Source organism: Bacteroides sp. 1_1_30, from assembly GCF_020982715.1.
Classification (GTDB): domain Bacteria; phylum Bacteroidota; class Bacteroidia; order Bacteroidales; family Bacteroidaceae; genus Bacteroides; species Bacteroides xylanisolvens.
On record NZ_JAJKHN010000064.1, the window covers coordinates 13,636 to 39,210 of the forward strand.

Annotated in this window: 28 protein-coding genes; 26 read left to right on the top strand and 2 right to left on the bottom strand. The window is 51.9% G+C overall.

All coding sequences use genetic code 11. From position 1 onward, the window contains the following. Positions 1-9 precede the first annotated feature (9 nt). From LPH68_RS17935 to LPH68_RS18000, 14 genes are all read left to right on the top strand, one after another. Entirely contained in the window at positions 10-336 is a 327-nt protein-coding gene (locus tag LPH68_RS17935) for a hypothetical protein (RefSeq protein ID WP_048698872.1), read from the top strand. An 87-nt stretch (positions 337-423) separates the two neighbouring features. Beyond that, entirely contained in the window at positions 424-1,125 is a 702-nt protein-coding gene (locus tag LPH68_RS17940; protein ID WP_230297045.1) for a hypothetical protein, read from the top strand. After that, entirely contained in the window at positions 1,118-2,047 is a 930-nt protein-coding gene (locus LPH68_RS17945; protein WP_048698868.1) for a hypothetical protein, read from the top strand. The genes LPH68_RS17940 and LPH68_RS17945 overlap by 8 nt, the downstream gene beginning before the upstream one ends. Then, positions 2,047-2,940, top strand: a complete 894-nt coding sequence (locus tag LPH68_RS17950; protein ID WP_048698866.1) for a hypothetical protein — start codon at positions 2,047-2,049, stop codon at positions 2,938-2,940. The genes LPH68_RS17945 and LPH68_RS17950 overlap by 1 nt, the downstream gene beginning before the upstream one ends. Next, a complete protein-coding gene (locus LPH68_RS17955; RefSeq protein WP_048698864.1) occupies positions 2,930-3,496 on the top strand; it encodes a hypothetical protein in 567 nt (188 codons plus the stop codon). The genes LPH68_RS17950 and LPH68_RS17955 overlap by 11 nt, the downstream gene beginning before the upstream one ends. Beyond that, a complete protein-coding gene (locus LPH68_RS17960) occupies positions 3,493-6,075 on the top strand; it encodes a hypothetical protein (RefSeq protein ID WP_048698862.1) in 2,583 nt (860 codons plus the stop codon). Before LPH68_RS17955 ends, LPH68_RS17960 begins: the two co-directional genes overlap by 4 nt. Positions 6,076-6,189: 114 nt before the next feature. Beyond that, positions 6,190-6,684, top strand: coding sequence for a hypothetical protein (locus LPH68_RS17965; protein WP_048698908.1), 495 nt, complete (start codon positions 6,190-6,192; stop codon positions 6,682-6,684). 278 nt (positions 6,685-6,962) lie between these two features. After that, entirely contained in the window at positions 6,963-8,222 is a 1,260-nt protein-coding gene (locus tag LPH68_RS17970; protein ID WP_048698859.1) for a hypothetical protein, read from the top strand. A gap of 72 nt (positions 8,223-8,294) precedes the next feature. Further along, complete coding sequence (locus LPH68_RS17975; protein WP_048698856.1) at positions 8,295-9,362, top strand: metallophosphoesterase; 1,068 nt, start codon at positions 8,295-8,297, stop codon at positions 9,360-9,362. After that, positions 9,350-11,674: a hypothetical protein gene (locus LPH68_RS17980; protein ID WP_048698852.1), complete on the top strand. Its 2,325-nt coding sequence runs from the start codon at positions 9,350-9,352 to the stop codon at positions 11,672-11,674. Before LPH68_RS17975 ends, LPH68_RS17980 begins: the two co-directional genes overlap by 13 nt. After that, entirely contained in the window at positions 11,664-12,134 is a 471-nt protein-coding gene (locus LPH68_RS17985; protein ID WP_230297048.1) for a crossover junction endodeoxyribonuclease RuvC, read from the top strand. Before LPH68_RS17980 ends, LPH68_RS17985 begins: the two co-directional genes overlap by 11 nt. An 85-nt stretch (positions 12,135-12,219) precedes the next feature. After that, a complete protein-coding gene (locus LPH68_RS17990; protein ID WP_230297049.1) occupies positions 12,220-12,876 on the top strand; it encodes an RNA polymerase sigma factor in 657 nt (218 codons plus the stop codon). Then, entirely contained in the window at positions 12,854-13,471 is a 618-nt protein-coding gene (locus tag LPH68_RS17995; RefSeq protein ID WP_048698845.1) for a hypothetical protein, read from the top strand. The genes LPH68_RS17990 and LPH68_RS17995 overlap by 23 nt, the downstream gene beginning before the upstream one ends. Continuing rightward, on the top strand, positions 13,468-14,823 hold the full coding sequence (locus LPH68_RS18000) for a DnaB-like helicase C-terminal domain-containing protein (protein WP_048698842.1): 1,356 nt from the start codon (positions 13,468-13,470) through the stop codon (positions 14,821-14,823). The genes LPH68_RS17995 and LPH68_RS18000 overlap by 4 nt, the downstream gene beginning before the upstream one ends. A 196-nt stretch (positions 14,824-15,019) precedes the next feature. On the opposite strand, the gene LPH68_RS18005 is transcribed toward LPH68_RS18000, so the two are convergent. Beyond that, positions 15,020-15,547 (bottom strand): hypothetical protein, encoded by a 528-nt coding sequence (locus tag LPH68_RS18005; protein WP_230297051.1) that lies wholly within the window; start codon positions 15,545-15,547, stop codon positions 15,020-15,022. Positions 15,548-15,796: 249 nt separating this feature from the next. Beyond that, complete coding sequence (locus LPH68_RS18010; protein ID WP_230297052.1) at positions 15,797-16,033, bottom strand: hypothetical protein; 237 nt, start codon at positions 16,031-16,033, stop codon at positions 15,797-15,799. Between the two features lie 200 nt (positions 16,034-16,233). Here LPH68_RS18010 and LPH68_RS18015 point away from each other — a divergent pair, with 200 nt between their 5' ends. The 12 genes from LPH68_RS18015 to LPH68_RS18070 are packed head-to-tail and all read left to right on the top strand — an operon-like array spanning position 16,234 to position 25,344. Then, on the top strand, positions 16,234-17,274 hold the full coding sequence (locus tag LPH68_RS18015; RefSeq protein ID WP_048698833.1) for a toprim domain-containing protein: 1,041 nt from the start codon (positions 16,234-16,236) through the stop codon (positions 17,272-17,274). Beyond that, entirely contained in the window at positions 17,271-19,022 is a 1,752-nt protein-coding gene (locus tag LPH68_RS18020; RefSeq protein ID WP_230297053.1) for a PHP domain-containing protein, read from the top strand. Before LPH68_RS18015 ends, LPH68_RS18020 begins: the two co-directional genes overlap by 4 nt. Positions 19,023-19,056: 34 nt before the next feature. Continuing rightward, positions 19,057-19,755 carry a site-specific DNA-methyltransferase gene (locus LPH68_RS18025; protein WP_230297054.1) on the top strand — a complete coding sequence of 233 codons (699 nt, stop codon included), beginning with the start codon at positions 19,057-19,059 and terminating at the stop codon, positions 19,753-19,755. Beyond that, complete coding sequence (locus LPH68_RS18030) at positions 19,748-20,290, top strand: HNH endonuclease (protein ID WP_048698826.1); 543 nt, start codon at positions 19,748-19,750, stop codon at positions 20,288-20,290. The genes LPH68_RS18025 and LPH68_RS18030 overlap by 8 nt, the downstream gene beginning before the upstream one ends. Continuing rightward, positions 20,287-22,464, top strand: a complete 2,178-nt coding sequence (locus tag LPH68_RS18035; protein WP_048698822.1) for a DNA polymerase III subunit alpha — start codon at positions 20,287-20,289, stop codon at positions 22,462-22,464. Before LPH68_RS18030 ends, LPH68_RS18035 begins: the two co-directional genes overlap by 4 nt. Positions 22,465-22,467: 3 nt before the next feature. Beyond that, complete coding sequence (locus LPH68_RS18040; protein ID WP_048698818.1) at positions 22,468-23,235, top strand: PolC-type DNA polymerase III; 768 nt, start codon at positions 22,468-22,470, stop codon at positions 23,233-23,235. Beyond that, positions 23,232-23,591, top strand: a complete 360-nt coding sequence (locus LPH68_RS18045; RefSeq protein WP_229093127.1) for a hypothetical protein — start codon at positions 23,232-23,234, stop codon at positions 23,589-23,591. Before LPH68_RS18040 ends, LPH68_RS18045 begins: the two co-directional genes overlap by 4 nt. Next, entirely contained in the window at positions 23,557-24,081 is a 525-nt protein-coding gene (locus tag LPH68_RS18050; protein WP_048698810.1) for a hypothetical protein, read from the top strand. Before LPH68_RS18045 ends, LPH68_RS18050 begins: the two co-directional genes overlap by 35 nt. Further along, on the top strand, positions 24,062-24,220 hold the full coding sequence (locus LPH68_RS18055; protein ID WP_162838076.1) for a hypothetical protein: 159 nt from the start codon (positions 24,062-24,064) through the stop codon (positions 24,218-24,220). Before LPH68_RS18050 ends, LPH68_RS18055 begins: the two co-directional genes overlap by 20 nt. Before the next feature lie 4 nt (positions 24,221-24,224). Continuing rightward, entirely contained in the window at positions 24,225-24,524 is a 300-nt protein-coding gene (locus LPH68_RS18060; protein WP_048698807.1) for a hypothetical protein, read from the top strand. A gap of 21 nt (positions 24,525-24,545) precedes the next feature. Next, positions 24,546-24,752 (top strand): hypothetical protein, encoded by a 207-nt coding sequence (locus tag LPH68_RS18065; RefSeq protein WP_048698804.1) that lies wholly within the window; start codon positions 24,546-24,548, stop codon positions 24,750-24,752. After that, positions 24,745-25,344 (top strand): DUF6549 family protein, encoded by a 600-nt coding sequence (locus LPH68_RS18070; protein WP_048698802.1) that lies wholly within the window; start codon positions 24,745-24,747, stop codon positions 25,342-25,344. Before LPH68_RS18065 ends, LPH68_RS18070 begins: the two co-directional genes overlap by 8 nt. Positions 25,345-25,575 lie beyond the last annotated feature (231 nt).

Here is a 25,575-nt window from a genome sequence, read left to right on the forward strand (position 1 = left end):
AGAATCATAATGGAACTGAGTGTCAAAGACCGCCTTTATCTGCCGACTTTCCTGCCGGCACGCGGCAATTTTAAGGAGTTCAACCTTAAAAAAGAGATTCTCCGCAAAATCGCAATTGGCGATGAGGAACGCAAGGTTATCAATCTTCGCGAAAATGCGGAGGACAAGCGTATCGAATGGGATGTGGAAAAAGAACAGCCGTTGCCGGTGGAGTTTTCCTTCGATGAGATGGCCTACTTGCAGGCCGCGTGTGAGAAAATCTCGGACGAAGAGTTACCTGACGATATGTGGGGAACTGTAGAAGCGATTTACAATGAAATCTCCAAGGAGGCATAAACTGATTTTTCTATCTGCCGCTACTCTTTATGTAAAGAGTGCCCCGGCCGTACTCTTGGTATGGCCGGGGATTTTTTGTATCAGCACATGCCCAGACAAGATATCATAATGGATGCCGAACATGGAGAAGTGGAGACTTCCGGACAGATTGCCGGAAAAACCTTCTACGACTTCCACCTGTTTGACAGTGTGGAGGGTGCCGACAATGCGGCCTGCCGTTACGGGGAGATAGCCGTACCAGTAGATTTCCTTGCATCATACAGTGATGCAAGGGGTATCCATATCCGTATTCCCTATGTAGCAGACATACGCCTGCTGAAAGTGCGTATCGCCATGAAAAGCGGTTCGGGGGGTGTCGAATATGTACGTGGTGCAGTTGACGGCAGGCATTGGTTTCCCGTCATGAGAGAGAACGAAAACGGGACAAGGGAGACGGTCACCCCCGCCTCGCTTTATGCCTTGAACGATGAGGGGATCTATAACCTGCTGCTCGAGGAGGACTGCCTGTTCATTTACAGCGGGGAAGAGACGGATTTTGGTATTGGCACCTCTAAGGTGCAGAACGAAACTTTCCTTTTGAAAGCCGCCGCCGGAAACTTATACCAGCATCCGACCACCGGTGTGGGGCTGATTGACTTCCTGCATTCCAATATGGAGAACAACGGGCTCGCCGCCAAACTGCAGGCTGAATTTACTTCCGACAAAATCATCATCAGGAATGCCTATATAGATTCGGTGACAGGAGAACTGTTCCTGGAAACCGAGGAGAAGGAGGACAGCCATGGGTAGTTACCGCGTCGTTACAGGACAGAACATCTATGATGTAGCCCTGCACCTGTATGGAAGTGTCGAGGGAATCGTGGACCTGCTGGTCAACAATCCTGCCCTCTCGCTGGAAACAGAACTCTGTTCCGGACAGGAACTGACATATACCGACGGCTTTGTCATCAATGCCGACGTGGTCGCCTATAACGAAATGCACGGCATCGTCCCCTCCAACGGGGAGCGGCACGTCTATCCCAAATATTTCACCGGTCCGTTCACGGCAGCCTTCCTGCTCCCGCCGGCATTGGTCTCCGCAGAGTGCAAAGTGTCAGGAACGGGGACGCTGGAAGTTGACTGGGGGGACGACAGTGCTGTGGAGACCGTCATTCTTGGCCATACGCCATGCACGCTGCGTCATACTTTTGACAGGCGGGTGCGCCGGAGCCGCAAGATCCGCTGGTTTACTGATGCGGAATTCCGGTATATGGATTGGAGCGGGCTGCAACCTTCGTCCGTTGTTTTACTCCGTCCACTGCACGTGGAGGAGCTGACCCTTCGGGACTGCACACCCGCATTGGACAGCTTCGGGGTTCTGTCCGGAACTTACCGGATCGATCTCTCGGGGATAATGACGGACAACCTCGTTCCGCTTGCCGGGTGCCATAACCTGATGGAGCTCGACCTGTCCGGAGCGCGGATAAAGCCGGCCGTCATAGACAAATACCTGACAAGCATTGTGGAGCATTACGGAAACAGACGTAATTGCCGCATGACATTGCCGACAGCCCCGACGGGAACTTATAAAGAACCCGGGCGGGATGAAACGACCGGACGTTACCGTATCACATCAGGCATGGAGGCGGTATGGGTCATTCTGCATGAGGAAAGCTGGAACGAAGGTGAAGCGTGGGAATTTATCATCAACAATAAAATCTATACAGTGTAATGAGCCGTACAATAAAGGAAATATACAACGAGGCCATAGCGGAACGGAACCGGCGGCTGGAACTGACAGAGTTCGCCAGTGATTCCAAAATGTCCGTCATGAACGGAATCCTGTGGGTAGTGGCCGCTGTCATATACAGTTTCGAATCCCTGCTGGATGTCTTTGCCGTGGATATCTCCGAAGCCATTAACGGACGCATCAACGGTACTCCCGCCTATTATGCCAACGCCCTGTTGCAGTATCAGCAGGGAGATGAGCTGACGGTACGGGAAGACGGCCTGGCCTTCGGCTATGCCAATATCGACGAGACCAAACGCATCGTCACGCAAGTTTCCTATATGGAGAGCACAGACGACCGGAACCTGGACAGTAAACTTATCCTGAAAGTGGCTACCGGTGCAAAAGGCAGCCTTTCCGCCATACCCCCGAAAGAACTGGCGCCCATCAACGCCTATATCAACAAATTGAAATTCGCCGGTACACGCGTGGAAGTCATCTCAACCAAGGGCGACGTGCTGATTCCCCGCCTTACGGTCTTTCATGACGGAGCCGTACCCGAATCAGAAGTGTACGACTCCATTGAAGAGCAGTTGAATGCCTACATGATGGATATCGATTTCGATGCCGCCGTCTACGTTTCCCGCCTGACGGATGCCATACGGCGGGCAAAGCATGTGACCGATGTCCATATCGACGGGCATGCCGTTCCCGAACAAGGGGTTTTCATCGCCAGCCATGACACCGACGGCCATATACAGCCGCCACAACGCATTGCCCGTATGGCTTATACCGCATCAGGATATCTGAAGGAGTCCTCCGGGAAGGATGAGGAGGACGGGCTGCCAAATTTCCGTGAAGCCATCATTTTAAAAATAGAAAACCATGAGATATAAGCTGTCCATAGACCGTACCGTGAACCGCCTGGTTCCGCATTACCTGTCGGGACGCAGGTTCATCCTGTTCGTGCAGAGCTGCCTTTATCCGTTGCAATGCACCAATGAGCGGTTCCGTGATTTCACGAAAGAGATGCATATCCGGGCACGGATGACTTCCCAGGTAATCTACTTCGAATGGTTTCTGAACTACAAGTTCGGCAAATACATCAGGGACGGCAAGGACCGTATCCTTATCAGGGATAGTGAGAGTGTCGGTGTGGACCTCTACCATGAGGGTGCGGAATACCGGCGTCCCTGTACCATCTGGTACAATGGGGAACAGATCATATCAGATAATGATGCGGAGCGGCCCCGTCCGTTCTACCTGCTGATAGAGGAGAAACTTATCAACAAGGTCAGCTTTGTGGTCTGTGTCCCGCCCGTCACCATATCACCGCACGAGCTAGTCTATATGCTCTCCTATGTGGTGAATACTTACAAGACGGCCGGCAAGACCTATCTGATCAGGATTGACGAAGAAGAATATACACCTAACAAGAATACAGGACAATGAAAGAATATATCGCAGAGACTGGCGGACGGTACACTTACTCCGACGACATCCTGAACCTGCAGGAACTTGCCCTCAGCATGAGTGCCGTTTTTGACAGCTGTTCGGATTTCATCATCTCGGGTTGCGAGCCGGACGGTCCCCGTATCTCACCGGGATATGTGTGGCTCGGCGGTAAGGTCCGCCGTTTTGAGGGAGCCGCTGATGCCGTCTATCCTTATTATATTTACGAGGCCAACAGGCATGAGTCGGTGGTCTATGCCAATGATGTCAACAAACGCGGACGTACCTGCTACCTGTGTGCCGGAGCGAAGGCCATACCTGAAACGACCGATCCTGTTACGGGTAAATTGCCTGTAAGCATTGAAGTTACAGAAAGTTATGCCCCCCGTTTTATTGATAAATTCTTCGGGCGTTATGCCGTACTGCTGGACACGCCTTTCACCCGGCAGACCGTCAAGAAGGACCTGGTACTGGCGGGCACCCTTACCGGACAGAAAGAAATCAATTCCAGAACCGCCGTTTCTGTCAGCGGGGAAAACGGCTATATGCTCAAAGGTATCGTCAAAACTGACGGCAGCATCTCGCTTGGCGCTTATCTGCGCGGATTGCCGGTCAATGAAATTATCATCCGTACAGACGGCGGCTTCAGTTTCATGAAGCAGGGCAAGGAACTGGTTCGTATAACGGAAGACGGGATCTCTTACGGTACCTCACTGGGCGATAGCGCCCGTATCGGGGCAATCCGTATCAAAGGGTCCGATATCTATAACACTTCGGATACGACAGATGAGGGCTGTGTCCGTATCAATTATTACGGTGCGCAGGGAGGCGGAACAAGATACCGCAACTTTGCCGTACATGACGGGAAATCCGGAAGCAGCCCGGTCCTGGAAGTAACCGGCCGTACCGCCACCGTACGGGCGGGCGGGCTGTTCGTCGTGCAGAATGCCGGACGTGGGATCGACCTTCAGAATACCGCCTATACGAAAGACAATGCCAGGCTCACCAACCTGGTCACCTGGCGGGACAGTGCCGCCTCCGTGCTCGCAATGGCAGGTTTTGATACCCCGGACGATTACCGCTTTATCCTGCGGAACACATTGGGGGATATTGTGCTTGCCCCTTCCGGCTCGGTGGATGTGCTCGGCACGCTTAAGATCAACGGGAAATCCGTATCGGACACCTATGTGAGCGTCACGACCTTTGCCGGGGAGATGTCGAAGAAAGTGGATGCCGTCAAGGGAAAGCAGCTTTCCACCGAGGATTTTACCACCGAATACAAAAAGAAACTTGCGGCCATCATCACCGGGGAGCTTACGGGAGGCGGTGACGGCTATGTTACGGCGGGGGCTGTCCGTGCCGCACTGAAAATGAAGCTTTCAGCCGATGAGAACCTGTCCGATATCATGGACAAATCCGCCGCCCGGAAGAATCTCGACGTCTATTCCAAAACGGAAGCCGGCGAAGTCTTCCTGAAGACCTCCGAAGGGTTGAAAGAACTGGTACGTCTGACGGCTGAAGAGATCAACAGGCTTCCGGCAGAAGAAGCCGCCGCTTTGAAAGCGGAAAAGCAGGCAGCCGTGAGGGACACCCTTAATGCCGAAAGGAAAGGTACCGGAGATTTGAAACTTGCCAAGCTGTCGAATCTTTCAGACCTTTCTGACAAGAACAAGGCCCGAAAAAATCTTGAAGTCTATTCCAAGACAGAGATAGACACGATGATGGCCGGCAAGCTTGGTACGGACTCTGCCTATCAAGGCATTGTCTTCACGGCCGGGCTTCGGGATAAATTACAGGCCATTACCACCGGTTTTTTTGCATATACCGACAGTAACGGCACCTCACACGCGCAGGTCGAGGGGTATGTGATGACCTCACAGGTGGTGGGGGAACTCAAAAAGAAGGCTGACCGGCTGTTGGGAGGCTACAGCGCTTCCGACAAGGAAACCGTCGCCACGAACCTGAACCTCTATACAAAGGCGGGTGCCGACGCCCGTTTCGCCACCCTTGAGAATCTGTTCCAGGATTATATCAATTTTTTAGTCCGGCAGGGAAAGAGCACCTCGGAGGCACAACAGTTCCTGCAGGGCAAGTTGAACGTACTCTCCAAGAATGAGATTGTCAGGGATTACCTGCGCCGGGACAGCAAGCTGTCCGACCTTCTGCTGCCAACGGCGGAGGCCAGACGGCAGGCCTGCCGTGCTATCGGAGCCGCTTATGCCGAGGAGTATCAGCCGTTGCTTGCGGATACAGGATGGGTACAGATGGAGAACAGCGGATCGGGTACCAACACACAGTCGCTCTTCGCCCGCCAAATCGGGAACATCGTTTCCATACAAGGCGCCGTCAATACGGCCAACAGGGACGGAAACAACTGGGGAGGTATCGTGGCGGTCATCCCCAACAAAATACAACCACCCCGGTACAGTGTGCGCTGCACCGCCACTGACTGGAATGATGACCATAAGTACAACCGTGGGGTATCGTTCACCATTTACGGCGGCTCGCGAAGGATACAGCTTTATGAGCGCGGTATGTACAATGCCAATGTGGAACTCAACTTTACATATTTCGTATAGCCATGAAACAGAAGATTAATGTAAACGGTGACATCGAAAGTCGCCGCAGGATTGCGGAATGCAGGTCCGTTCCCGCCCGAGAGAATATTTCACCCGACAACAGCCGACAGTATCATGAAACAGAAAAGGATCCGGCGACAGCCGCAGAAGAAACCGTCTTTCCGGGGAACGAATCCCCGAAAGCGAGAAGACGGAAGACCGCAGGGGACGTTTAAACGTTTCCCCTTCGACCAGACCCGGATAGGGTTCATGCTCCGTTATGAGATGCCGGTGGTTTACCATCTGCTCCGCAGGCTGTATCACCGGCAACAGCCTTTTGAACCGGACTGGCATGTCATCGAACTGGTTGCGGAGGCGTCGAAAGACCCTTCGTTCAGAAAGGCGAAATTCAGCCGCTATCTGGATGACTACCGCCGGAACGGGGTTTACTGCCGGCGGGGCAAACGGCTTACGCCCGGACGTAAAACCTATTACGAGGGCATACGCCGTCGCAAGACGGAAGAGTATATCCGTCAAAACCGCAGGAAGCTGCTCTTTGAAAGACGGAATGGGCCGGGCAGTGACAAATTGCCCGGGGAGATTAAAAACATGCTTAAAAAGAAACGGTAATGCATTGACGGACAATGACTGGCACAAACATTCATATGCATGTATGGCTGTTCGGGAGCATTTGTCTAACTTTGTATTCCACAGTCGCTGCAAGACCTTTCCATATTGTAAACTGAGTATCCGGCCAGGATACGGCCGGTGGGATATCCTCCCCCTATATTGTCAAGTGAATACGGACGGTGCAACCGAACCCGTCTGTCCTGTAACCAGTTTCTTTGCGATACGGGCCTGCCGTGTCGCACTCTTCGGGCATTTTTAATCCATAAAACCAAGCGTTTATGCAAGAAGAAGAAAAGAACAACGGCATGGAAGGCATGTCTGTCGAGGAGATGTTCCTCGGTATCCAGGAATCGTATCAGGAGGCACAGCAGCGTGCCCAGGAAGAGAACAGGGCGTTCGCCCGCACGGAATTCTTCCGCATGGACAAATTCGGGACGTACCGGCTGCGTGTCCTTCCCATCGCCCCCAATCCGGACGGTTCACCGGCCCGGCCCGGTTATGAGTATCCGGTTCATCAGTTGCTACTGGAACTGGAAAAGCCCACAACCGGAAACAAGCCCCAGAAGATGTATGTCACCGTCACCCGCGCCACCGATGCCGGATACAGTGTCGATCCCATCGAAACTTATCGGCGTATGGCCGTAGAAGCCGCAAAAGAAGCCGGGGATGAGAAACTGGCAGAAAAAATCGCCGGCGGTTCGTTCAGTGGCGGCTTGAAGTACAACTACGGGCACTGCCTCTATATCTTTGACCTGGGCGAGCGTGCCAAGGGAGTACAGATGATGACCCTCTCGCACGCCCAGTTCAAGGATCTGGACGAGCGGAAGTTCAAACTCTGGAGCAAGAAGCTGGCCAAGAACCCGTCTTATCCGTGTCCGGTTTCATCGGTGTACGACGCCTATCCCGTGGAAATAGAAAAACGGCGTAACGGGGCCAAAACCGAATACCTGTTTTCCATCGACAATGAATCCGACCCTGAACCTCTGACCAGGGAGGAGCTGGCTGCCTTGCTGGGAGCACCCCGTATTCCGGAAATCATTTACCGCTATACCCGTTATCATCTGGGTGCCACCGTTGAATTCCTTAAACAGTGCGACGGCATTTACGGCATGCGGCTTATGGAGACGGACGGGATGAAAGAGGTCATACAGCAGTTGTCCGACGAACTGCCGAAAGAAGATACCTCCTCCTTCTCGTTCGACCGCCGTACGAAAGACAACAAGGACAATATCCAGGACGGGACAGGAATTTCCCTGGACGATCTTCTTGAATATTATGACGAGCTCAGGCGGCAGGACCTCGGTGACAAGACCGAGGAGGGACAGGAGCTGCGTGCAATGATACGCAGCTACATTGAACAGGAAGCTTTGTCCGTCCGTGTCACCCGTTCGACAAGCAACCGGGAACTGCTCGAACTGATTGAGAGTGAGATGGAAGGTCCGAAACCCACAGACACACCGGAGGACACTTCCGGGGAGGAGGAACACCGGCTTGCGGAAACGGAGGAGCGTGCCGGGCGTCCCCGCCGTCGCAGATAACCCCTTTTATAAGTCTTTGAGTTTTAACCCGGCGGGAGGCGTCCACGCCTCCCGTCTTAATCACACACATTCATGGAAGAGAGCAAACCTTGCATATTGTTGTTGAATGATATCCATGTCTCAAAAGACAACATCCCTGCATTTCAGGCCAACTGGCAGGAGGCCGTGGAGATCTGCAGGAAATGGGGTATCAGCGAAATCGCCGTCGGAGGCGACCTGTTCTTTTCACGCGCGGCACAGACACTTGACGTGCTGCTGGCAGTACATGACGCCCTGCTGGAAACCTCACGTGCGGGCATCCATGTCACGCTCGCCGAGGGGAATCATGACCTCGTGAACCAGGAAGCCGTCAGAGGTTACTGTCATGTCTTTGACTGCCATCCGGATGTGACGGTAGTGGATGACTTCCTGACCCTGTCGCGTCCCGGCTGGGAGTTCGCGCTTCATCTGATGAGTTATTTTCCGGAGGACGGATCGTTTGTCGAAAGGCTCGGACAGTTGGAAGAGAAAGCGCTTTCAGAGGAAAAGAAACATTTTCTTTATATACACGAAGGTATAAACGGGGCACTGGCGCAACCATCGGAGAAAGAATTGCCCGCCAGGATTTTTCTCCCGTTTGATAAAGTTTTTGTCGGCCATTACCATAACCGGACCGTCATTCCACAAACCCGTATCGAATACATCGGGGCCTCCCGTCAGCACAACTTCGGCGAGGATGAGGAAAAAGGATATACGGTGCTTTATACCGACGGCACACACGAGTTTGTCAAAAACCGGGTGAACATGCGCTACCGTGTGGTGGATGTGCCGGTGGAACATGCCGGGCTGCACCTTATGGACGAGTTGCGCGAGACGGAGGCTGACGGCCGCTACAAGGTCAAGGTACGTGTCCACGCGCCGGCAGCTGCTATGAAGTCGGTTGACAAGGCCGCGCTGCTGGGAGCCGGGGCGGCGAAGGTGGAACTGATAGCTGATGACGAGGAACTGTTGGAGACCGCATCCTCTTCGCTCTTTGAAAAGTATGACAGCTGCCGTATCCGGGAAACTTACGAGGATTTCTGCCGGGAAAAACAGATTGAGGATGTCTCAATCGGATTAGAGTATTTATCCAAAATAGATAACAGGACATGTGGAAATTAAATAGAATAGAAGCTGAGAATCTCTGTGCCTTCCGCTCGCTGTCATACACGTTACGGCAAGGGGTTACGACACTGATATTCGGCGACAACCGGGACAATGAGTCCCAAAGGTCGAACGGTGCGGGCAAATCCGCCCTGCTGGAGTGTATCGCTGTCGGTATCACAGGCAGCCCGCTCCGTAAGATAAGGTCGGAAGAAATTATAAACGATGCGTCCGGGGAGTGCCGTATCGGATTACATTTCAGCAACGGCAACTCAGCGGAGGAACTGGTTGTCAACCGGTGCATTCCACGCAGAGGGGCATCCACGGTCAGTTGCACACTTTTCCGTAACGGTGCGCAGGTGACGACGGACGAGACTGTCCAGCCTTCGGTCGATGCCTATAACCGCTATATCCTTGAAAAGTTGGGGATCACGCGCGAGGAGCTGCTCAACAACTTCATTCTCTCCAAATACCGGTATGAGGATTTTCTTTCGTCATCGGACAAAGAGAAAAAGGAGATAATCAACCGCTTTTCCAACGGTATCCTGGTGGACGAGGCCATTGCCATACTTGAGGAGGATATCGTGCCGCTCTCAGAAAAGAAGCAACAGGCGGCATTGGAACTTGCGGGACTGGACGGGCGTGTCGAGATGTTACAGGAGCAGATCCGCAAGGAAGAGGAAACCGGAGCGGAACGGGGACGTACCCGCGCGGAGCGCATCGCCTCCCTGGAAGCGGCCATCGCAGCTAAAAGGGAACAGATACGCATCGGACACGAGACGGTGGCCGGATATGAGACACGGCTTGTGGCGGTTCAGCAGGCGGATGAGGCACTGCAGTTGCTGGAATCGGGGGATACGGCACTGGACGAGTGTCTGGAAAAGATACGGGAGATGATGCCCCTCTTCCCCGATGCGAGACAGACGGACTGGAACGGGATTATCACCGGGACAAAAGAGAAGCTGCAGACGGCCGTTTCCGGGCTGTCGGATTGTGACACCTCCTTGAAACAGGCGGAACGGGAACTGGAAGAGAAGACTGAAAACTGGGAACAGTTCAAAAATAAGTATGCCGCCTTTTGTGAGGAATACAACGAGCAGTCCGGTAAGGCAGCGGACAAACTGAGGGAAACAGACGTCCGCCTGCGCAATCTTGCAGGATGCATCGAAGAGTTGCGTCACAAACGGCGTATAGTCTCGGCCGGTATTGACGAGCTCTCAAACAAACTGGCCGGTTCCGTCACCTGCCCTGCCTGCAGACATAATTTCTTAATAGCGGAGCCGCAGTTTGACATTGAGGCGGGAATGAGGGAACTAAAACTACGACAGCGGCAACTCACGGAAATTAATGGCCGTATCGAAGACAAACAGGAGGAGACCGGTTCTGTGGAGCTGCAGCAGAGCCGCCTGAACCACGGCCGCCGTACCTTGGAGGCCAGACGTACCGAATGGGAACAGCAGCTGGCCGGACATGAACGTGCCGTCAGGAACACTACCCGGAGTGTGGAAGAGACGGAAAACAGACACCGGCGTATTGCAGCTGGGATTACCGCACTGCAAAATGAGATTGAGAGCATCCGCCGTAAGGTATTCGATGAAACATTCGGATTTGTAGACGAGCGTAATGCCTCACTGAGCCGCAGCATACGGATGGAAAAGGAAGATATACAGGCGGCAGCCTGTGCCATTGACACTTTGCAAGGCACTATCAGGGAATTGAACGAGGCGGTGCCATCCGATCTGATATCCACGCTTCGGAGCACGCTCCGGGAGGTGAGGGAAAAATCCCGCGAAGCGGCGGGACGGAAGACCGCCGTCGATGCGGAACTCCGAACATTGGAGATGCAAAGAGAACGGTTCATACAGTTCAAGACCTATCTGGCCAATACAAAAATCGAGGCACTCAGCCGTATAACAAACGAGTTCCTGCAGAATATCGGCAGTGACATACGCATCCGTTTTGACGGTTATACCGTCCTCAAAAGCGGTAAGGTCCGGGAGAAGATTTCCATTTCGCTGTTGCGTGACGGCATGGACTGCGGATCGTTCGGCAAGTTCTCGGCAGGCGAAGCGGCACGGGTGAACCTCGCAACCATCCTTGCCATGCAAAAACTCGTGAACAGTAACTGTGATGATGGCAAGGGACTGGACCTTCTGGTTCTGGATGAGATACTCGAAGCGGTTGACGAGGCGGGGCTGGCTTCCATGTTCGAGGCATTGAACTCGCTCGGAGGTACCGTACTGGTTGTCTCCCACGGTAATGTTGCGGAAGGTTATCCCCATAAACTGGTAATTGTGAAAGAGAATTGCGAATCAAGGATTGGAGAATAGTACCCCGGACAGGAAAGAGGTGCTTGCATTGGATATAGCTACGCATACCGGATATTTTTCCGTGCATGAGGCCGGAACATGGAACTTTACCGAAAGCAGACGGCGCAACGGCAACAGGATGCACGGCGCATTCCGTACCGTCCTTGTCTCGTTTATCCGCGCGCATGGTATCCGGCGCGTCGTAACGGAGGATGTGAGTGTGAACCGTTATTTCTATGACATGCGCCGGCTCTCGGAACTTCGGGGAATCCTGATCGAAGTATGTGACAGCCTGGGACTTCCCGAACCGGAGTTTGTGAATCCGGCGGTGCTCAAGAAATGGGCGACGGGGAACGGGCACGCCACCAAGGCACAGATGGTGGCGGCATGCAAGGAAAGATACGGCATCATTCCGGTGGATGACAATGCAGCGGACGCCTGCCATCTCTTCCATTATTACATCCGCAGGCACAGGTTGTAGAACGGCACTTGCCAGGATTCCGGGCAGCCTTCTCTCCGCCCGCTTTTTTTAAATTGATGCTCAATGGCAGCTGACAGATTAGGACATGAGATTCATTATCAACCTTTTTTCGGTCAGTGAAAACGTGGAAAAGAAAGATGTGTTTATTGCGGTTGTACCCTCTGACGATGAATCCGCAAGACGGAGGGCGGAACTTCTCAGAAAGTATGTGATGCCGCACAAGAATCTGATATACAGCATTTGTATCAAATATACCTATAACCAGGAGGACATAGAGGATAACTATCTTGAAGCGCTGGTTAATTTCTTCAAGTACATGGACAGTTATGATCCGGCGCGTCCGGTGAAAACATGGATCTATGCCGTGACCAAACGGCTTGTGGCGGACCTCAACAACCGCAACAAAAGCCGCATGCCCCCGGATGACAATATCGATATCTCGGAAATATCCTCCTCCCTGCCGGGCGAGGACGAACCGTCGGAGAACTGCATGGGAATGGATAATTATCACAAGTATTACAATGATGATATCCTTTGGGCATTGGACAGGCTCAAGCCGATTTACAAAGAGGCCCTGCTTTTACAGCAGGCCGGCTATAAGATCGGAGAAATCATGGAGATAACTTACCGCAACGGAACATTGCAGACCAGAAATGTGGAGACGGTCAAGAGCCGTCTCTTTCTGGCCAAGACACAACTGCGCAAACTTTTGACACGTGATGGAGAAAAAAGAGTGGATTGACGGATGCCGGAGGCTTTTTACACGCTTGCTCCGTGCTGCAGTGTGGCCGGATTTCCAGTTCCCGTCCGGAGGAAAGGCGGACAGACAGCTTTCGGCATGTTTCGACCTGTTGTGCCGGGAAGCCGGATCTGTCAGTCCGGGACGCCTGTCAGATTTCTGCATATGCCAGGTGTATGCCCTTTCCGGATATGCCCCCTCTTATCGTGGAAAGTGGAACATTTCCCACTCGTTTGGACGGAAGGCAACTGACCGGTATCTTCATTCCGGAAAGGAACGCCGTTATTGGGAAGACCAGTGGCTGAAAGGTTTCGGACTGTCACGTGACAGTCTGACACAGGCAGTGGAGAACCGCTGCGGGCATCCTTTCGGACGTTTCATTTACCCGGAATATGAGGAGATTACCAAACGTCGCCTGCTCTCCAGCGAGGCCGGCTATCTCGTCTGTGCGCTCTCCACATTGATGTGGACACCCTTCTCGCCGTCATGTTCCAAATGTGCGAAAGCGGATCCGTGCCGCCGTAGAACAGAGGCTCGTTATCCGGAACTTTACCGGATTCGTTGTGAGGCATGGTGGAAAGAGGAGGTGAAGCCATGAGTTCCGTCAATCCTCTCAGTGCCGAGTTCCTGTATGAGCTCTATGCCACGGCGCTGTGCCAGGAGCAGCTGTGCGCTGTCCTTTCCCGCCACATGCGCAAGGAATACCTTCCGGACCGCTCATTCCAACGGGTGCAGGAGGCTATTGCCGCACATTTCAGAACCTACAAGACACCGCCGTCATATGCCGTACTGGCACAGACTTTCCATGAGGATTACGATGCCATTGAGTTGATAGATACCTTCCGGGAGTATGACGAGGGCCAGAGTTCCGAAGTGATGATCGACATGCTGGAGTCCTACATCAAGGGTGTCCGGTTACAGTCGGTCTATGCGGAAGTGGGAAAACTGTATAACGAGAACAAACAGGACAAGGCGGAAAAGGCATTGCGCGGGTATGCCGAATGGCTGGCGGGCTTTACACTGAAGAGTACCTCGTTCATTGATGTGGCGGAGACCTTTACGGAGCGCTTCCAGCGGAACCGCCGCCGTGAGGAGGAAGAGGAACGCTCGGCATCACCACGTGTGTCCCGGTTCTATATCCCGTTTCTGGACGCGCTCAATGCCGGGCGCAACCTGCGAGGACAGCTGACCTGCTTTCTTGCCAGTACCGGTGTGGGGAAATCCCATATCGCCAAATGGATAGGTGTCAGGGCGGACATCGACGACGGGCTGCATGTGCTGCACTTCCAGCTGGAGGGGTCCGAGGAGGAAGCGTTGAACGCCTATTCGGGAGGGCTGGTTTCCAAGAACGCCTATTATTACGAACGGGGAAAGATCTCGGATACGGAGATGCGCCATCTGGAAAAGCTGGTGGCATCGTATGCCGGCAGCATCACGGTACGCAGTTATCCGCGTTTCAACGCCCAGGTATCGACACTTGACATCAAGAACGGAATCTCGGAATATCGCAAACTCAAAGGTCACAATCCGGACATCGTCATCGTCGATTCGATGGATCTGCTGACAGACGCCAACCGCCGTTCATGGGGGGCCGACCATGAACGCGCAAAGCGTATCGCCGTGGCCAATGACCTCAAGGACCTGGCGGCGGACGAAAAGGTATGGATGGTCGTGACATATCAATCGACCATTGAAGACCGCGAGTGGCTGAATGACGAAAGGAATGTACTGACAGAGTACAACTGTTCGGAAGCCAAGGGGCTGGCACGCCCATGCACGCACCTTATTTCGCTCAACCAGTCATCAGCCGAACGCAAGGAGAACATGATGCGCCTGCATGTGGCCAAGAGCCGCTTTTTCAAAAAGGGCGATACCATCAAAATAGCGACGGACTATGACAACGAGGTGTTCTATGACGGGCAGAGGACGCTGAATCTGAACAGGGAATAAAAAAACGTTCAAAATGAAAGTTCAATAGCAGATAGTTTTATTCCTGTGAAAATGAACTGCAAAAGGCAGACCAATCTCTCCCATATAGAGAAGGCTATGCTCCCAGTTCTTCCGGTCGGTCAGCCCGCCAGGCATGCAGTACAGAGTTTTGTAACAGGCTGGTAATAGCGGTATGGGACTGCCGCGGGAAACCGCTTCATTCCGGGTAACGGAGGGTGATTACGGCATGCCCTTTTTCATAGCGTACCCTAAGTCCGAGCTTCTCCAGTTCCTCCCTGATAAGGGACTCCTCGAACCCTTCGGACATGAATCTTTCCCTGAGCAGGCCGATGATATTCCCCGTTCCGCTACTTTCGGAAAGAAAATCCTCCACCCACTGGCGGAAACTGCCACCCGTACGCATCAGGTTGTAGCGCCTCAGACAGAAATTCTCCACACTTTTCAAATCGAACTCCTTACAGGACAGCAGGGCGCAGAGAAGCGGCCCATTGGTGTCATCCTCCCTGAATTCCGCCGTCAGCACGCAGACCGGTATGCCTGTCCCGCTATCGGGTCTGTAATAAAGCCGGATGTTTTCCCTTATATACAGCCCCGTGGCGTATGTCATGCCATCCGGGGATTCCGTCATGACGGGAAACGCCTGCCATCCGGAGTTCCCTTCCCGTTTCAACAAGGTTATTGCCGGTTTACCGGACTCCTCGTCTGATGTGGAGCGTGACCTCATCGTTCCGTTGGTCTTTTTCCATCCGAGAAACCGCAGACAGTTCTCTACATCCCTCAGATGCCTTTCTCTTGCTGAATTCCCATTAAGATACGGACGAAGCGTATCCACGATTTCGGACCAGTCCTCATTTGTCTTCATATACTTTTCGTTAATAAATTTCATTAAACACAGTCGCTTTGTAATTTGAAATATAGCGATTTAATTCCGACCGGTCAAATAAATTCCCTAAAAAATCATGGAAAGAGCCACTCATGGAATCTCCCTGAGGTCTTTCCGGATTTCGGTACAGTCAGTATGTCCTTGGGGCAGACGTGAAATCTTGCCGGGCTTTTTATCCGTCCTTTCGTGCGGAGTCTGCCGGCAGGTTTTTGTTGTACGGATTTTTCTTAGTAATACATGGAAGTTTCCTCTGTTATATCCCCTTTCGTCGGATAAGTTCGCGGTATCCTGCCATGAACCTCTGTCCGGGAGAAGGCCTGTTCCCACTGACCTCCTTGTTATCCGCACCAGCACCCGCCACGACATATGGACAGGTTTTCGTCCTGCCTTTTAAGGCATAGAGGCTCCCTCTCCTGTTGCGGTAGTGTGCGATACCCATTTCCGTCTTGAGAAAGCGTATCAAGACAGTATGAAATTTATGAGGCGTTTTTAAACTTTAGCCCTTGTACTGCAGCTATACCTTTCATATGGAACTGTCTGTACAGGAATATCAATATCTGGTTTCGGAGATAACCCGTGAAACGGGGGCCAAACGGGACGGGAGCGGCAAGAACCTTATAGTTCCGCGCTGTCCGTTCTGCGGCAAGCAGGGCGGTAAGTTCGGTATCTATATCGGTAAGGAAACCGTCCGCCACAGACCGTTCATGGCACACTGTTTCTCCTGCGGGGCGTCCACCCGTACACTTGCGCAGTTATTGGCGGCTATCGGACGCATGGACCTGATGGTTTCCGAAACAACAGACATCTCGGCACCGCTGAACCTGCACCTGCTGGAACCTGATGAGGCGGAAGATATAGACGATGAACTGGTCCCGTCCGGACTGCCGGACTTCTATAAACGAACTTTCCGCCACCCATATCTGAAACAGCGCGGATTCTGCTTCGATGACTATGAATACTTTCCTGCCGGAATAACCGGCAGGCTCAATCCGCGGTATGCCGACTATGTAATTTTCCCGGTCATCGACTGCGGTATGGTTGTCGGATATGTTTCGCGCCATACCTGGCCAAAAGAGGAGATAGACACCTACAACCGCAAAACGAAGTACAAAGGTGAATACAAGATACTTCGTTATCGGAATTCCACAGAGAACGACTTTTCCAAACTTCTTTATAACTATGATGCCGTACGCAAGGACGGTACCGATACGGTCATCGTTGCAGAGGGCGTTTTTGACGTCATCGCGCTGACGCGAAAACTTGAACTTTACGATAACCCGCATATTGCCGCCGTAGCGACTTTCGGAAAGAAAATTTCCGATGTGCAGATTTACAAGCTGCAATCGAAAGGCGTGAGGACCGTGGTTATTGGATATGACGGTGATGCCGTCGAGGCGGTCAAACGGGCTGCGGAACGGCTGAGGACCTACTTCGAGGTATTCATCGCAGATATAGCGGATGCCGATAAAGACTGGGATGAACTGGCGGAAACGGAGGTCTACGGCATCTTTGCCTACCGTCTGCTGTCTGTCCTTGAATACAAACTCAAAAAAGTACAGGAAAGATGATACAGGAACTGCTCGCATGGCTTGATATACAACGGATTTCTTATATACCGGTTGACACGGAGGTGGTGGACATACCCGGGTTCGGACGGCTGTTCACGGCTGACCTGTCCGGTGTGGAATCCATTTTCCGCAGTGACGGCGATAAACTTGTCTTCAATCTGATGGAGAATCCGGCAGTATTGATGGAGGAGGGAATCTACCATGTGGCTTTTCCTTTCGGATATAACTGGTACTATTACGACCTTCGGGAAGAATTCCGTTTCAATCTGTTGAAATACATCGGCCGTCCCGGGCCTCCGGCACATGACATTCCGTTTGTGAATCTTGGTGTCCATACTTCTTACGAACTGCTGAACGCCTGTGGTTCCCTGGAGGATTTATGCCGCAAGGCAAAATGGTCAGGACATACGGCGGTCGGCATTTGTGACCGTAATACAATGGCCGCCACACTCAATTTCCAAAAAGAATGTGCCAAAAACGGGCTGAAACACATCTTCGGCTACTCGCTGACAATGATTCATGAAGAAGAAGCCGTAAACCTGAAAATGTATGCCCTGAACAATGAGGGGCTCCACAACCTGCTGCGCATCCAGTCCGCCGTGATGGTGGTTTCGGAAAACAATACAATCCGTTATGAACAGCTGCTGATGTATGCCGCAGGGTGTGTACCGGTCTTTGCCACCCGATCTGTCTATTGGATGGCCGGACACCCTAAGCAGGTGGAACGGATCCGGAAAGGGTCCGAAGCGGTTTATTACCAGATAGACGCCAACGAATATAAGGCGGACCGTATTGACCGGGAGCAGCTGGAAGCCCTTAAATATTATTTCTGTAATTGCTATGATACCGGGAGGGATCTGTTTACAGTAGAACCGATCCTCCTTCCGGATTGCTATTACATGGATAAAGATGATGCCGCTTCCAAAATTATAGTGAACAAAATTGCTGCAGGAGCCGCACATGAACAAAGCGGGGAACAATATTTCAAAACGGCGGATGAACTATATGACACGCTCCGTCCGCTTTTCTCCGAGAAATGGGACTTCGATGCCCTGTTCGGACGTATGTGCCGCCCTACGGTGGAAATTGCAGAACGGGCGGAAGCCGTGTTCGAGACCGGACGGATGTTCATGCCCGAATACCGTATGCGTCCCGAAGAAGTGGAGCGGTACGGCAATCGCCGCACGATGTTTCTCCGGCTGCTTGATGAAGGGTTGAAACGAAAAGTTCCGGATATGGAACGCTACCGGGAACGGCTGGACGAGGAAGTCTATATCATCGAGTCAACCGACAACGTGGATTATTTTCTTGTACAGTGGGACATGGTGCGTGAGGCGCACCGCCGGGGCATTGCAACCGGTATCGGGCGTGGCTCCGCCGGCGGATCGTTGGTCTCCTACCTGTTGGGCATTACCTCCATCGACCCGCTGAAATACGACCTGATTTTCTCACGTTTTCTTGTTCCGGAACGCTGCGGACTGGTTTGGAAAGACGAGATAACGGTACTGGCTCCGGACATTACGCTTAACAAAGGCGAACAATATGTGGAGATACAATCTGAAAATAAAATTTATCGTCTCTGTGCGGATGCCCGTTTGAGGATTCTCCGCGATGGGGAAGAAAAAACAATATATGCCGGTGAATTGATTTGCGGTGACGAAATTCTTTTTGACCGCCGAGATTGTTTGTGGAACTTAAAGGAACTCGAAACCCATGAATCCGACTTACGAACACCGCCGTCCCTATGACGGCTGCGACCTTTACCGGGGTGACGCCCTCGAGGTGCTGCCCCTACTGGCAGGGCAGGGCATCGTTGCCGACATGGTATTGTCAGACCCGCCATATGGTACGACACACTGCCGCTGGGATGCCGTGATAGATATTCGGGGGATGTGGAATGCCATACAAGGCGTTTCCGCCCCCGGAACTCCCATACTGCTGTTCTGCCAGCATCCTTTTACCAGCATATTGGGCTGTTCCAATCTTGAAAAGCTGCGTTATGAATGGATCTGGGAGAAGACACAGGCGACAGGTTTTCTCAATGCCGGGCGTATGCCGATGAAAGCACACGAGGACATTCTCGTGTTCTATGACAGGCTGTCCAAATACAACCCCGTCAAAACGGACGGGCACCGGTGCAAGATCGTAATGGCCGACCACCGGCGCAAGTGTGACAGCGGGGAGATATGTCGGCAGCATGACAATTACCGGGACTACATCTCCACGGAACGCTATCCGCGCAGTGTATTGAGATTCAAGACGGACAAGCAGATGTCCTGTCTGCACGCGACACAGAAACCGGTTGCCTTGCTGGAATATCTGATACGCACCTATACCGACGAGGAGGACCTCGTCCTTGATTTTGCGATGGGCAGCGGCAGTACTGCTGTCGCCTGCAGGAACATGGGACGGCGCTTCATAGGCGTGGAAATAGACCGGGATATTTTTCAAACAGCACATAACAGAATAGCCAATGACTGACACCCGGGAAATCTGGGTGGATATCAAAAATTATGAAGGGAAGTATAGAATCAGCAACAAGGGGCGCATTAAGAGCCTGGAACGGCAGGTATCGCATGGCGGTATCACCTGGATACAGCCTGAACGGATCATGAGCCATTGGTGCGGGACCACCTCATATTACGACTGTGTGCGGCTTTATAAAGGAGGCGTCGGGACAAAATTCTCCGTACACCGTCTCGTGGCACAGCACTTCCTTCCGGAATGGAATCCAAAGTTGGAAGTAAACCATATTGACGGTGACCGATACAACAACAACGCGGACAATCTGGAAATGTGTACGCACCAACGGAATATGGAACACGCCATTGCGGGCGGGCTCAAACAGGATTATGGAGAGAAAAGTGTGAACGCCAAACTGACGAACGCACAGGCGGAAGAGGTACGGGTGAAGTATTTCTCCGGCAAAGCCTCACAGGATACCCTGGCAAAACAGTACGGCGTCAGCCGCCAGACGGTAAGCGCCATTGTTCGATATAAGAAATATATAAGATGAAAGTGACTCACATTAAAATCAGGAAAGCGGATACCCCTTTGACTGTCATGGATTCGTTCGTTGACAGAGGGCTGACGGAAGGCGGACACGCGTCCTTGCCCGATATCGATGTCGATTACGCTTCCGACCGGCGGCAGGAGATCAAGGACTATCTGGAAGAACGTTACAATGTGGATGGCCGCCAGCGTGTATTCTCGGCTGGAACCTTTACGACCATGAAGCTCAAGGCAGCATTGAAGGATGTGGCGCGTGTGCACCGCGTACCGCATGCCATCGTGAACTATATCACAGCCATGATAGATGACGGTACGGACTGGACGGGGCTGTTCATGCAGGCGACGACGAACAGGAAACTGCGTGAGTTTATCCAGACCTATCCGGAAGTCATTGAAGATGTGCGCGGGCTTCTCGGACAGCCCAAGGCCGCATCCATACATGCTTCCGCAATTATAGTGACACCTGATGCCCGGGACGGCAGGCAGGCCGAGTGCTTCGATTACCTGCCTGTCCGAAAGATGGACGGTGCATTAGTGTCGGAATTCGACGGCTACTCGGTCGATGAGATCGGGCTGCTGAAGGAGGATGTGCTGGCGACAAAGGAGCTCGCCAAGCTCAGCGCCGTCATCGCATTGGCCAACAGTCATTTCGGACAGGAACTGTCCATAGAACGTATCACACAGGAGATGCTGGAGGATGACAAGACGTACCGGCTGCTCGCTGAAGGCAACACACAGAATGTTTTCCAGTTCTCTTCACCCGGCATCACCCGCTTCATTCAGGATGTGCGGCCAAAGTGCATAGAGGACCTGATCGCCATCAACGCCCTGTACCGTCCCGCCACGCTCGACATCGGGGCCACGGAGGATTATATCCGTTTCCGGCGGGGAGAAGTGGCGCCGGTCTATGACTACGGCTGTTACGAGGCGACGAAGAACACGTTCGGAATAATGTGCTATCAGGAGCAGTTCATGTCCATAGCCCACACGCTCGGCGACTTCGACCTCGGCAAAACCGACCTGTTGAGAAAAGCCATCGGCAAGAAGAAGGCGGATCTGATGGCTACGCTCAAGGCCGATTTCATCGCGGGGGCTGTCCGCAATGGCTGCCCGGACTATGAAGCGGAAGAAATCTGGCACAAGATAGAGGTGGCCGGAAAATATTCGTTCAACCGCTCCCATGCCGCAGCCTATGCCCTGACCGCCTACTGCGGGGCTTGGCTCAAGGCCAATTACCCGTCGGCATTCTATACCGTAGCATTGCAATGGGCGGACGACAAGGAAATCCCCCCGCTGATGGCGGAGATGGAACGCTGCTCGTCAGCCAAGATCGTGCCGCCGGACATCAACCGCTCGGGAACGGAGTTCTTTACCGATTACGCCACCGATGAAATATTCTGGTCGCTTACCCGTATCAAACAGGTGGGTGTCAAGACGGCGGAACACATCATTACGGAACGTGACCGGGGCGGGGCGTATACCGGCATTGAGAACTTCATACACCGCATTTTCCGTTACAAGCTCAAAAAGTACAGCTATTGGGATGACCCGGACAACCCGGAGGAGGCGGTGAAAGTGCCCGTGAATGCCCGCCATGTCAAGCACATGGTCCTTGCCGGATGTTTTGACCGCGTGGAAAATGTCGGGGCGGTTACCGAACGCTGTGCCCTGCTCGAACGTGCCGCCAGGGAACTGGGATTTTCTCTTTCCGAAAAAGACTTCCCCCCAGATATACGTGGGAGGCATTTCTTCTGGTCGCAACAGCAGATTGCCGTATCGGGCATCGGCAGTATTGATTACCGGCGCATCTTCGACAACTCGGAAGCCCGCAGGCAGGTCAGGGGAAAAGCCTCTTACCTGGCACTGGACAAGGTGGCACTGGATGAGAACGACGGCCGGAAGGTAACGGTCTGCGCCACGGTCGTGGAGGTTGCGGAGCATACTTATAAGGACAGGGAAACGGGAAGCCGGAAACGTTTCGCCAAGCTCACGCTCTCGCAGAACAACCGCATTACGGAATGTGTCTGCTGGAACGACTACTACATGGAACACCGCGCCGAGATACAGGCCCTCAAGGGCCGGGTGGTCATTCTCACGGCTGTCGTCCGTTACAGTGATTATAACGGATGCAATACGCTCCAAACCTATAAGAACTCAATGTTATTCATTCAATCCTAAGACATGACACCAAAAACAGAACAGAAAGTATACGTGGGGATCGGGATGGATTTTGAAACCGGCGGTCTGGACTGCCGTGAATGCGCCTGTACCCAGATCGCCCTGCAAGCCGTACGTTTCGACACCTGGCAGGTGTTCGACCATTGCCAGGCATATATCGCCCCCTATGGCAAGGCGGATGCCGGACTGCCCCGTCGCAAAGTGTTACGAACCCGCCACGAACAGGCGAAGGAGGCCGGGGTTGTCCCTATGAAATATGAGCAGACGGCATTGGACTATTCCGCCATCACTATGGAAATGTTACGCACACAAGGGGTGGATATGAAGACGGCGGCCGGAGAAATCATCGCCTTCGCCAAACGTAGCGCCTTGTCGAAAGGCAACCAGTGTAAACCCATACTGATCGGACAGAATGTCACTTTTGATATCGGTTTTTTACAACAATTGATGAACTATGCCGGACTGGTTGCTGAGTTTGAAAAAGCTTTTGCCGGAACGAAGGACTATTACGGTAATTTCCAGCCCCACTATATCGATACGCTTACAGTAGGGAGGCTGGCATTTGCAGCCGATCCGGAAGTGACTTCTTACAAATTGGAGCTGATCGCCTCCCGATTGGGAGTGGAATTGAATGATGCACATGATGCGGCTGCCGATGTAACGGCCACACTTGACATACTTGGTATCTATACCTCCCGGTTACGTCATGCGGGAGGGGAAGCAATCACAATACAGACAAAAGAGAAAACCCGTAAACACTTTAAAATATGATGACGGATATCAATAAAAAAGATGCGGAAGACATTCAGCAGGGCCCGATTCCGGAAACCATCACGTTTCATACTGCAGACCGTATGACATATGGGGCATTAGGCTATGACGGCAATGAACTTATGGCGTTTATATCGGGCTATGATCTTGAAATTAAGTTCAATTTGCGGATTATAAATTCACTGGCGGATGCCGAGGCATGTGCCGACGCGCTGGCACAAGTGTTTTATGAAGCACTGATGGAACAATTAATTAATGAGAAAGCGGATTTTGTAAAACCTCATCACTGGAAACCCGCTACTCTTTCAGAAAAAGAAGGAAATGAAATCAGACAAGATAATGGACATGCCGGATAAACCGGAAGGAAAGCCGCTTACAGAACAGGAACTGCAATATTGCAACCTCTATGTGAATGGCGGCCTGGAATATGCGGGACGACCGAAGAAATGTTTCGTGGAAGTGTTTGGGGAGAATGCGGTAAAGAATCCTAATGCTTCCGCCAACTACCTGATGAACAAGCCCCATGTATTGGCACACATCAGGACATTGCTGTCTTCGGAACGCTTTGAAATGGAAACAATGGCCGTGAAACTGCAAGTGACCGAAACCCTCAAAGCCGTCATGGACGAGGCGGCCACTTCGGACTATACGGACCGTTTCGGAGTCCCCCTCTCTCCTGCGGCACTTAGGGCCGTGTCGGTCAATGCCGCCAAGGCACTGATGGAAATTTTCCCCATCAGGCACAAGGAAGAGAGTCGCTTGCGCATCGAGGGTAATGACGGCAATGTGATTTTTAATGTAATTGTACCCCCAAAAACGACAGAAGATGACCAGAGGGAAGCATAAGATTGACAAACAGGAGATAGCCTGGTGGACTTATCTGGCAATCATGGTCGCATTGATTGTCTATGGATTTTGGGACAGTGCGGCGGCAGAACTCCTGCTCAGGGCTATCAAGGACGCATACACTCTTTTAATGGAATAATCATATGGAACAATTCAAGGAATTTGTAATAAAGTACTTCAAGATTATTGTAGTAGTACTATCGTTTTCACTGACACTGTACATACAACATATCAACAACACGGCGCAGATTGCCAGGTTGGAAACGAAATGTGCCGGTATGGAGACCGAAATCAAAAACCAGTATGACCGTATTGACGCCATGAAACTGGACAAGTCTGTTTTTGAGGCCACCATGATGCAGCTCAACAGCGTTCAGAATGATCTGCACGAAATTCGTGCGGACATTCGTGAACTCCTCAAATGCCAGGGAGCGCACAAATAGGACTATAGAACATAACCTTTCATGATTAAGAACGCATACATTACTATCATCGTCTCGTCCGAACTCTCACAAATGGGATTGGACGAACTGATCGGCCACCGTGGAGTGGTCGTGGAAGACCTCTCACAGAACCGGGAAACGAACCGGGGCAGCCTTGTGTTGTTGGAAGAAAGTTATCTGGATGAATTCCTGTGGTTCATTCCCGAAAAATCCATATCTTATGAATAAATTAAATGGAATATTGTCAACCATCCTCTTCCTGCTCGGAGGAATTGTCTGGTTGCAGCACAGACATGCATTGTATCTCACAGAAGAGCGCGACCGTTTCCGAATGAACAATACCGCGCTGCTCTCCGGTATGAAGCGGATGCAGATCGATTCCGCAACGATGGCCCTTGAGACAAAAGTACTGCGACTTACCAGAGACGAATACAAAGAGCTACGAAGCGAAGATGCTAAAATCATCAGGCAGCTTGGAATCAAGGTTAAGAAACTCGAAGCAGCGGCACGACATAACATAGAGATAAGGGTACCGGTTGATGCCGATATCCGGGACACACTCTTTATCCGTGATTCCATTTCCCAAGTCAGACAAAAAGTGGAAATGGTAACACCACATATACAATTGACAGGTCTGATTGAGGACAATCATCTTAGAGGAAATATAAGGGTTCCTGTGACCCTCCATCAAGCCGTGTGGGTAGAATACAAAGGATGGTGGTTTTGGAAACGGATTAAAGCAGTACGGCAAACCATATCAAGCGACAATCCGCATGTGGAGATTAAATATTCAGAATATATAAAATTTGCTTCTCCATAAATGTGTACTAGAACCGGAATTTGTCCATAATTATTAAAAAAAAACTTATCATATAGCACCTGTTTCAGATGAAAAGATAACAAGTATGAAGATACTGTCAGAACTAATTTCCATGTAAGGAATGTCTCTGTATTTACCTCCTATTTACCAATATAAAATTAATAATATTAAAAGGAACAATGTAAAAAAAACAAATAATAGGCTTGAAAAAGCAATAAATATAGATTGTAA